Annotated in this window: 10 protein-coding genes; 6 read left to right on the forward strand and 4 right to left on the reverse strand. The window is 66.7% G+C overall.

Translation table 11 applies throughout. From position 1 onward, the window contains the following. On the reverse strand, positions 1 to 184 hold a 184-nt coding region (locus ACFQEU_RS08475; RefSeq protein WP_379781155.1), incomplete at its 3' end, for an NRDE family protein. 104 nt (positions 185 to 288) lie between these two features. On the opposite strand from ACFQEU_RS08475, the gene ACFQEU_RS08480 reads away from it, so the two are divergent. The 4 genes from ACFQEU_RS08480 to ACFQEU_RS08495 all read left to right on the forward strand — a co-directional run bounded on the left by ACFQEU_RS08480 (position 289) and on the right by ACFQEU_RS08495 (position 3,153). After that, positions 289 to 1,359 (forward strand): glucose 1-dehydrogenase, encoded by a 1,071-nt coding sequence (locus ACFQEU_RS08480; protein WP_379781157.1) that lies wholly within the window; start codon positions 289 to 291, stop codon positions 1,357 to 1,359. Further along, complete coding sequence (gene gfcR, locus ACFQEU_RS08485) at positions 1,346 to 1,978, forward strand: transcriptional regulator GfcR (RefSeq protein ID WP_379781159.1); 633 nt, start codon at positions 1,346 to 1,348, stop codon at positions 1,976 to 1,978. The genes ACFQEU_RS08480 and gfcR overlap by 14 nt, the downstream gene beginning before the upstream one ends. A 78-nt stretch (positions 1,979 to 2,056) precedes the next feature. Beyond that, complete coding sequence (locus ACFQEU_RS08490; RefSeq protein ID WP_379781161.1) at positions 2,057 to 2,401, forward strand: glutaredoxin family protein; 345 nt, start codon at positions 2,057 to 2,059, stop codon at positions 2,399 to 2,401. Positions 2,402 to 2,583: 182 nt separating this feature from the next. Beyond that, positions 2,584 to 3,153, forward strand: coding sequence for a DUF7110 family protein (locus ACFQEU_RS08495; protein WP_379781163.1), 570 nt, complete (start codon positions 2,584 to 2,586; stop codon positions 3,151 to 3,153). Positions 3,154 to 3,339: 186 nt separating this feature from the next. Here ACFQEU_RS08495 and ACFQEU_RS08500 read toward each other — a convergent pair whose 3' ends face one another. Further along, positions 3,340 to 4,575, reverse strand: coding sequence for a trans-sulfuration enzyme family protein (locus ACFQEU_RS08500; RefSeq protein WP_379781166.1), 1,236 nt, complete (start codon positions 4,573 to 4,575; stop codon positions 3,340 to 3,342). Between the two features lie 150 nt (positions 4,576 to 4,725). Here ACFQEU_RS08500 and ACFQEU_RS08505 point away from each other — a divergent pair, with 150 nt between their 5' ends. Both ACFQEU_RS08505 and ACFQEU_RS08510 read left to right on the forward strand, forming a co-directional pair. Continuing rightward, positions 4,726 to 5,442, forward strand: a complete 717-nt coding sequence (locus ACFQEU_RS08505; RefSeq protein WP_379781168.1) for a diphthine--ammonia ligase — start codon at positions 4,726 to 4,728, stop codon at positions 5,440 to 5,442. A 111-nt stretch (positions 5,443 to 5,553) separates the two neighbouring features. Next, a complete protein-coding gene (locus ACFQEU_RS08510; protein ID WP_379781171.1) occupies positions 5,554 to 6,024 on the forward strand; it encodes a hypothetical protein in 471 nt (156 codons plus the stop codon). 37 nt (positions 6,025 to 6,061) lie between these two features. Here the strand turns inward: ACFQEU_RS08510 and ACFQEU_RS08515 are convergent, their stop codons facing one another. After that, positions 6,062 to 7,315 (reverse strand): Glu/Leu/Phe/Val family dehydrogenase, encoded by a 1,254-nt coding sequence (locus ACFQEU_RS08515; RefSeq protein ID WP_379781173.1) that lies wholly within the window; start codon positions 7,313 to 7,315, stop codon positions 6,062 to 6,064. A gap of 40 nt (positions 7,316 to 7,355) precedes the next feature. Further along, positions 7,356 to 7,851, reverse strand: a 496-nt coding sequence (locus tag ACFQEU_RS08520; RefSeq protein ID WP_379781175.1) for an HpcH/HpaI aldolase/citrate lyase family protein, incomplete at its 5' end; no start/stop codon positions are given.

The following is a 7,851-nucleotide window of genomic DNA, read 5'->3' on the forward strand; positions in this document are numbered from 1 at the left end:
CGGACTCCCCGAGGCCGATCCACGTTCCACCGGCCACCCGGTCGCGGGGCGCGACGTACGTCGACCCGTCTGCCGTCCGCAGGGAGGGGCCCTCGGACTCGCGGTCGAGCGATTCGTCACGGTTGGCCGCGAGCGCGACCGGCGTCCCCTCGAAGACCCGCCACGCGAGCGTGAGTGTACACACGTCTCGGGATCCGTTCGTCGCGATAAAAACCCGTCGCGGGTTTCTCTCCATTCTTTACTCGAAACAAAAGAAATCTTTTGTCGTCTCGCCCCATCGATACGTGTATGAAGGCGATCGCTGTGTACGACGACGGAGAGGAGCCGGTCGTTATCGACAAACCACGACCGGAGCCAGGAGCGGGCGAGGCGCTGGTCCGGACGCTCCGCGTCGGCGTCGACGGCACCGATCACGAAGTGATCGCCGGCGGTCACGGTGGAACGCCCACGGGCGAGGACCACATCGTCCTCGGCCACGAAGCGGTCGGCGTGGTCGAAGACCCGAACGACACGCCGTTCGACCGCGGCGACGTCGTCGTGCCGACGGTCCGTCGCCCGCCCAACGGGGCGAACGAGTACTTCGCGCGAGGCGAGCCCGACATGGCTCCCGACGGCCAGTACCACGAACGCGGGATCGTCGGCGCGCACGGATTCATGGCCGAGTACTTCACGAGCCCGGCCGAGTTCCTCGTCGAGGTCCCGCCGTCGATCGCGGAGTGGGGGTTCCTCGTCGAGCCCGCCTCGATCACGGAGAAAGCGCTCGAACACGCCGCGGCGAGCCGCTCGGCGTTCCACTGGGACCCCGAGAGCGCGCTCGTCTTGGGTAACGGTTCGCTCGGGCTGCTCACCGTCGCGATGCTCGATCCCGACTTCGACCGCGTCTACTGTCTCGGCCGGCGGGAGCGCCCCGACCCGACGATCGACGTGATCGAGTCACTGGGGGCGACGTACGTCAACTCGAACGACACGTCCGTGTCGGCGGTCCCCGACGCACACGAGCCGATGGATCTGGTGTTCGAGGCCACGGGGTACGCGCCCCACGCGTTCGAGACCATCGAGGCGCTCGCGCCGAACGGGGTTGGCGCGCTCCTCGGGGTCCCGGCCGACTGGGAGTTCGAGGTCGCCGGCGGCCGACTCCACCGCGAGCTCGTCCTCCACAACAAGGCGTTGGTCGGGAGCGTCAACTCCGGATACGAACACTTCGAGGCGGCGGTCGAGTCGTTGGCGGCGCTCCCGGAGTCGTTCCTGACCGATCTGGTCACCGGGATTCACCCCCTCGACGAGTTCGAGGCGGCGTTCGTGGATGACGACACGACTATTAAAACGGCGGTCGAATTCACCGCATATGAAGAACGTTGACGACCTGATAGACAGCGCTGCCGAGCTCGCCGAGCACGGTCTCTCGAAAGGTGAGATCGCGGACGAGCTGAACGTCTCGCGGGAGACGGCGAGCTGGCTCGTCGAGCGAGGCGGAGGGAATGACGCGGACCCGGCTTCGGCGGACACGGAGTCGACCGCGGACATCCACGTCGACTGGTCGGCGATCGGCCGCGACTCGACCCGGCTCTCGTACGCCGCGGCCGCGATGGCCGACCTGCTCGCGAAGGAGGGCGAGGCGGTCGACCTCACGGTCGGTATCGAGAAGGCCGGCGCGCCGCTCGCGACCGCGGTCGCACACGAGCTCGACACGGACCTCGGGACGTACGCGCCCGCGAAACACCAGTGGGACGAGGGCGACATCGCCGACCACGGCGGAGGGTTCTCGCGGAACTTCGCCGCGATCCGCGACCGCGACTGCTACGTCGTCGACGACATCATCACCTCCGGGACGACGATGCGCGAGTCGATCGACGCGATCCGCGAACACGGCGGCGAGCCCGTCGCGTGCGTCGTCCTCGTCGACAAGGTCGGCTACGAGGATATCGACGGCGTCCCCGTGTACTCGCTCGTCGACGTCGTCAGCGTCGACCGGGAGTGACGCGGGATCGCCGGGAGAGTCCCCGGAAGCGCCGGTCCGGACGGAACCCCTTTGAATCGTCGTCGCGTATCCGGTGGTATGACGTTCCAACCCGACAGCGACATGGACCCGGACGCGGTCGCCGAGCGCGTGGACGAAGCGATCGCCGACAACGATGTGGTGCTGTTCATGAAAGGGAATCGGCTGATGCCGCAGTGCGGCTACTCCCAGCGGGCGATCGAGCTGATCAGCGCGCACGTCGAGGAGTTCGAGACCATCGACGTGTTGCCGGCGCTGCCCGCCTATCGCGAGGCACTCGCCGAGCACAGCGGCTGGGAAACGATCCCGCAGACGTACGTCGACGGCGAGTTCGTGGGGGGCAGCGACGTGCTAGCGGAGCTCGAGGAGCGCGACGAGCTCGCCGCCGAGCTCGGCGCCGCGTAGCCGACATCGGGTCCCAACGCCATCCGACTGGCGTCATCCGTCGGCACCACACGGTCAGTGTCACGGCCGGTGTCGTTCGAAGAGTAGACCATATAAACCCAGGTCCCGTACATGGGGTAGGTGCAGTCGGTCTCACCCGTGTCGCGACGACCGGTCCGATCCATCACCCACCCTACTAAACAATGACAGGCCGCGTGTTCCGACTCCATTCGACGCTCGAACTGCCACTCGAAGACGTAGAGACGTACTTCGACGAAGACCCCGATCTCCCACCCGAGATCGACGATATCGACATCACGCGTCGAAACAACACCCTGATAATCAAGGCCCTGTCCGACGACGAGAGCATCAGCAAGTACACGCCGACCGCCCAGCTGAAGGCGTCGGTCTCCGAGACGCGGGTGTACGAGGAGGAACCGCCGCGAGCCGGCGGCCCGCAGTGGATGGACGACGAGGAAGAAGAGATCCCCTCGGAACTCGTCGAGTTCGCCTGCTTCAAGGGCGACCGTGAGACCGTCCTCCAGAACACCGCGTTACAGTACCCGATGTTCCTCGTGCTCCGCGAGCTGGCGACGCGCGCGGAGAAAGGGACGCTGACCGCGATCACGGAGGACGACGGCGAGCTCGAAGCGACCCGGATCGTCGAAGGCGAGTCCCGCCCGGCGAGCATCGAGGTCGTCGAAAGCCCCCAAGGGGCCGGCGACGGTGACGGCGGCGTGAACTGGCGCGACAACGACTTCATTTCGGACTGATCCTCCCCACGGTTCGCCGCTCGCTGCCTGCCGCTCGTTTCTCACCGCTCGCTGTCTCCCGCTCGCCGCCTGCCGCTCGTTTCTCACCGCTCGCCGCCTGCCGCTTGCTGTCTCCCGCTCGCCGCCCGCCAACGGTCTCTGTGCGGGTCGCGGCTCTGTCGACGTCGCCGACTTCAGCGGCTGCTGTCAGTCCGAGGTCGCCGGCGAGCGCCTCGCCATCGCGTCGAACCCGCGTTCCAGGTCCGCAAGCAGGTCCGCCGTCCCCTCGATCCCCACGGAGGCGCGTATGAGAGTATCGGAGATCCCGAGCGCTTCCCGTTCCGCCGGCGACAGCGGTTCGTGTGTCATCCCCGCCGGCAGCTCGATGAGGCTCTCGACGCCACCGACCGACACCGCGAGGGTGAACTCCGAGAGTGCCTCCAGAAACCGTTTCGCGTCGTCGATGTCGCCGTCGAGCTCGAAGGAGAGTATCCCGCCGAAGCCGGACATCTGTTCGCGGGCGAGCGCGTGGTCCGGGTGGCTCTCCAGTCCCGGGTAGTACACCGCGGTGACCTCCGGACGCGACTCCAGAAACTCGGCGACCGCGAGCGCGTTCGTCTCGTGACGCTCCATGCGGGCGGCCAGAGTCTTGATCCCGCGGGTAACGAGATAGCTGTCGAACGGCGAGCTCACTCCGCCGACACCGACCTGCTGAAGGAACCGGAGCTCCTCCGCGAGCGTGTCGTCGTCGGTCACGACCGCGCCGGCGACCGCGTCGGAGTGACCATTGAGGTACTTCGTCGTGCTGTGAACGACGACATCGGCACCCAGATCGAGCGGTCGCTGGAAGTACGGGCTCGCGAACGTGTTGTCGACGCCGAAGACGGCGTCGCGGTCGGCGACGAGCTCGGCGATCCCCGCGATGTCACACAACGCCAGCTTCGGGTTCGTCGGTGATTCCATCCACACCATCGTCGTCTCGGGCCGGAGCGCCGCGGCAACGTTTCGGGTGTCGGTCGCGTCCACGTAGGTAACGTCGACGTCGAGCCGAGAGACGAAGACGTCGTCGAGCATCCGCCGAGTGCCCGCATAGAGGTCCTCGAAGGCGACGAGGTGATCGCCGGGCTCGACGACCGAGAGCAGTGTCGTGAATATCGCGGCAGTTCCGGAGGCGAAGGCGGCCCCGTGTTCTCCCCCCTCAAGCGCCGCGAGCCGCGTTTCGAGGGTGTGACGGGTCGGGTTCGAGAGTCGACCGTACACGAACTCCCCGGCGTCAGGGTCCACGTCCTCCAGTCGCATCTCGGTATCGAGTCCCGGAAGCGCGAACGTCGAGGAGAGGTGGATCGGTGAGACGACATCGCCCGCCTCGCTCCCGGTCTCGAACGGTTCTTCGCCCTCCGTCACCGCGATCGTGTCGATCGATCGTGTTGTTTTGTCGTCCATACCGGAGTCTCCGCGACCGCCGGTGTAATATATTGTCATTTTTCAGTAATAATCGGTGTTGCGGATATAACCCGCGAGGATTCCCGTCGCGTCGGTCGCTGTCCGTCGCCGGACCGCCGACGCTTTAGGGGGTCCCGACCTCCTCTCAGTATGACCGGGGACTGGGTAAGCCTCTTTTCGGGTGGGAAGGACTCCTCGTGGGCGCTGTACCGTGCGCTCGCCGACGGGCTGAACGTTTCACGGCTCCTCACGGTGCATCCCAGCGGGGACTCGTACATGTACCACACGCCGGCGACACGGCTCGCGTCACTCGCCGCCGAGAGCGTCGGGATCGAACTGATAGAGATCGAACCGGAGGACTTCGGCGCGGACGAGGTCGACGATTCGGGGGCACAGGGCGACGACGAGCTGGAGCCGATGGAGGCCGCGCTCGCCGAACTGGCCGACGACGACGCGATCGATCTCGAAGGAGTCACTGCTGGTGCCGTCGAGAGTGCGTTCCAGACGGACCGGATCCGCGGCATGTGCGACCGGCTGGGGATCGACCTGTACGCCCCGCTGTGGCAGGAGGATCCCATCGAGCTCGCGGAGGCGATGTTCGACGCGGGCTTCGAGATCCGGATCGTCGGCGTGGCCGCCCACGGGATCGACGACTCGTGGCTCGGTCGTCAGTACGACGCGGACGCCTTGGCGGAGCTCGTCGAGCTCAGGGACGCGTACGGCGTTCACCCGCTGGGGGAGGGCGGCGAGTTCGAGACGTACGTCGTCGATGGGCCACATATGGACCGACGTATCGATCTGACCTACGAGACGGTGTGGGACGGGACCCGTGGGCACATCGAGGTCACGGACGCGACGCTTCGGTGATCGAGGCGCTCGCGGCGTCGTGCTCGGACCCATCAGTGGACGGCTAACCGTCGAAGTCAGTACTGCCGCCATGTGTGTCACTTTTTATCACGTGACTCCTCGGTCCACGACATGGAGTTCGATCGGTACCGTGATGCGGTGGCGGCGAACCGACGTGAGCACGGCTTCGACGCCGTCGACGGGGGAGGGTCCGGGTTCGACCTGCTGTGGCGGACCCGCGATCATGATCCATCGGTCGGCGATGTCTCGGTGTTCGCGACGGTAGTAAACGGCTCTGGATACGACGCTGACGACCTCGTCGACACCGCCGACCGTTTCAGAGCGGTGGTCGCGCGGCGAACGGACGACCACGCGGACTCGGTGACCCGGATCGGGTACGTCGTCGTCGCGGTCCCGGATCCCGACCCCGACCTACTGTCGACGGCGACCTCCTACGTCGTTGCCGACCGCCGAAGCAACGTGTTCCCGATCATGTACGACCTCGAGGAGGAGGCCGTCCACACTCACGCCGTCCCCCGACTGAAAGGCCGAGGTATCTACCGCCGTCAGGCTACCGACGCAGAACAGCTGTTCGAGGCCTGAGCCGTCCGATAGTTCGATTTCTCCACCTGACCGCCGATCACGGCCAGTTACCGCCCTGTTCGTAGGCGTTCACGACCCGCTGGAGGGCGACGACGTACGCGGCGGTCCGGAGGTTGGGGAGATCGCGTGTCTCATACGCTTCGATCAGCCCGTCGAACGCGTCGGTAATGACGCGTTCGAGCTCCTCGTTGACACGGGCTTCGGTCCAGTGGAAGCGCTGTCGGTTCTGGACCCATTCGAAGTACGACACCGTCACGCCGCCGGCGTTCGCGAACACGTCGGGAACGACCCAAACGCCGCGCTCGGTGAGGACGTCGTCGGCACCGGGAGTGAGCGGTCCGTTTGCGGCTTCGACGACGACATCGGCAGAGACGTCTCCGGCGAGGTCGGCGTCGATCGCGTTCTCTAACGCCGCGGGCACCAGCAGGTCGACATCCATCGTCAACAGCTCGTCGTTCGTTATGGCCTCGGTCCCCTCGTACCCAGCGACGGCACCCGTCTCGGCTTTGTGGCTCTTGACCGCACGGGGATCGAACCCCTCGGGGTCGTAGATCCCGCCGCCCGAGTCCGAGACCGCGACGACTGTCGCGCCGAGGTCGTGGAGTAACGCCGCCGCGACGGACCCGGCGTTCCCGTATCCCTGAACGGCGACGGTCGCGTCCGCGAGGGTACGGCCCAGCCAGTCGAACGTCTCGCGTGCGGCCAGCGCCGTCGATCGACCGGTCGCCTCCACACGACCCGCACTCCCGCCGGAGTCGATCGCCTTCCCAGTGATCACGCCGGGGGCGGTGGTGTTCTCCAGCGTCTCGTAGGTGTCCTTGATCCAGTTCATCTCCCGCTGGCCCGTGTTCACGTCGGGCGCGGGAATGTCGCGGTCCTCCCCGATCATCGGCCGGAGCTCCGTCGCGAACGACCGGGTGAGTCGTTCCAGCTCGGCCGTCGAGTACTCCGCCGGCTCGACCTCGATCCCGCCTTTTCCGCCGCCATACGGGATATCGACGACAGCACATTTGTACACCATCCAGCCGGAGAGGGCCTTGACCTCGTCGCGAGTGACACCCGGATGATAGCGGATGCCGCCCTTGTACGGCCCCCGGTCACCGTTGAACTGCGACCGATACGCCCGGACGGTTTCGAGAGACCCGTCGTCACGCTCGAACGTCAGGTTCGTCTCCAACACCCGTTCGGGCACCTTCAGCCGCTCGAGGACGCCGTCGTCGACGTCGAGATACGCCGCGGCGTCGTCGACCTGCTCCTGGAGGCTTTCGAACGGGTTCGTGTCGTCGCTCATGGTCGGACATCCCACCCCCGCGGGTTAATCTTGGCGAATGTCATGGTTCCTCCCGGTCCGGGCCGCTCCCGTCATCGGAGCCACCCCTCGACTCAGTAGCGCGATTCCACACCCCAGCAGCGGCGGCCCGATCGGCGATCCGCTCCGCCTGCGCAAGTAGCGGGGCATCGATCATCTCCCCGTCGACTTGGAACACGCCACGGCCCTCGCGGTCGGCCCTCTCCCGGGCTGCCAACACCGACCGGGCCCACTCGATCCGCTTGGGGTCCGGCGTGAACGCCTCGTTGATCGGGTCCACCTGTGCCGGGTGGATCGCGAGCTTGCCGTCGTATCCGAGTGTCGCCGCGAACCGCGTCTCCTCCCTGAGCCCGTCTTCGTCGGAGAAGTCGGTGTACACCGTGTCTATCGCGTCGACATCGGCGGCGCTGGCGGCGAGGACGACGTGCTCGCGGGCGTGGAGCACTTCCGTCCCGTCCGCGGTCCGGGTCGCGCCGATGTCGGCGGCGAGGTCCTCCGCGCCGAACACCAGGGCGCTC

Origin of the sequence: Halorubrum tibetense (assembly GCF_042661865.1) — an archaeon.
GTDB classification, from domain to species: Archaea; Halobacteriota; Halobacteria; order Halobacteriales; family Haloferacaceae; genus Halorubrum; species Halorubrum tibetense.